1 protein-coding gene is annotated in these 1,076 nt (G+C 63.7%); it reads right to left on the bottom strand.

Annotated features, from left to right (window positions below; genetic code table 11):
• Positions 1-1,076, bottom strand: a 1,076-nt coding sequence (locus tag ACFVFR_RS31850) for a 2-oxoacid:acceptor oxidoreductase family protein (RefSeq protein WP_383708106.1), incomplete at both ends; no start/stop codon positions are given.

The following is a 1,076-nucleotide window of genomic DNA, read 5'->3' as shown; positions in this document are numbered from 1 at the left end:
GGGTCATCGACCCGCACGTCATCCACCACCACACCATCGATCTTGGCCTGCCGCGTACGGACCATGAACTCGTGATTAGCCGGATCGTAGGAAATGTTCCCACTACCATCCTGCTTCTCGATCCCCCCGATCCGATGCTCCAACCCCGCCGTCCCCGGCACCGCCCACGGACGCGCCAACGTCACCTCATCCCGCTTGTACGGCCAAAACACCCGCGAACCATCGGCCAACTCGTGATTAGCCTCCCGCGCGAACCGCACCCGCAGATCCGGTAGATCCGCCACCGCCGGCACCCGCCACGGCTCCGACCCGTTCGCCAGGTACCCATCCGACAGCAAGAACACCGGCGTGCGATACGTCAACGCGATCCGCGCCGCCTCCAACGCCGCCTCGAAACAATCCGCCGGCGTCGAGGGCGCCACGATCGGTACCGGCGCCTCACCATTACGCCCGTACATCGCCTGCAACAAATCCGCCTGCTCCGTCTTGGTCGGCAACCCCGTCGACGGACCACCCCGCTGAATATCGACCACCACCAACGGCAACTCCAACGACACCGCCAACCCGATCGTCTCCGACTTGAGCGCCACCCCAGGCCCCGACGTCGTCGTCACCGCCAACGACCCACCAAACGCCGCCCCCAACGCCGCACCAATCCCCGCGATCTCATCCTCCGCCTGGAACGAACGCACCCCAAAATTCTTGTGCCGCGACAACTCGTGCAAAATATCCGACGCCGGCGTGATCGGATACGACCCCAAAAACAACGGCAACTCCGACCGCACCGACGCCGCGACCAACCCATACGCCAACGCCAAATTCCCCGAAATGTTGCGATACACCCCCGACGCGAACGCCGAAGACGCCGGCGCCACCTCGTAGGAGACCGCGAAACCCTCCGTCGTCTCCCCGAAGTTCCACCCCGCCCGAAACGCCTTCACATTCGCCTGGGCCAACTGCGGCTTCTTCGCGAACTTCTTCCGCAAAAACGCCTCAGTACCCTCTGTCGGACGGTGGTACATCCACGACAACAACCCCAACGCGAACATGTTCTTACTCCGCTCAGCCTCCTTACG

Origin of the sequence: Streptomyces sp. NPDC057702 (assembly GCF_042799315.1) — a bacterium.
Taxonomy (GTDB): Bacteria; Actinomycetota; Actinomycetes; order Streptomycetales; family Streptomycetaceae; genus Streptomyces.
The sequence above is the reverse complement of the archived record's forward strand: the minus strand, read 5'-3'. Positions and strand labels throughout refer to the sequence as shown.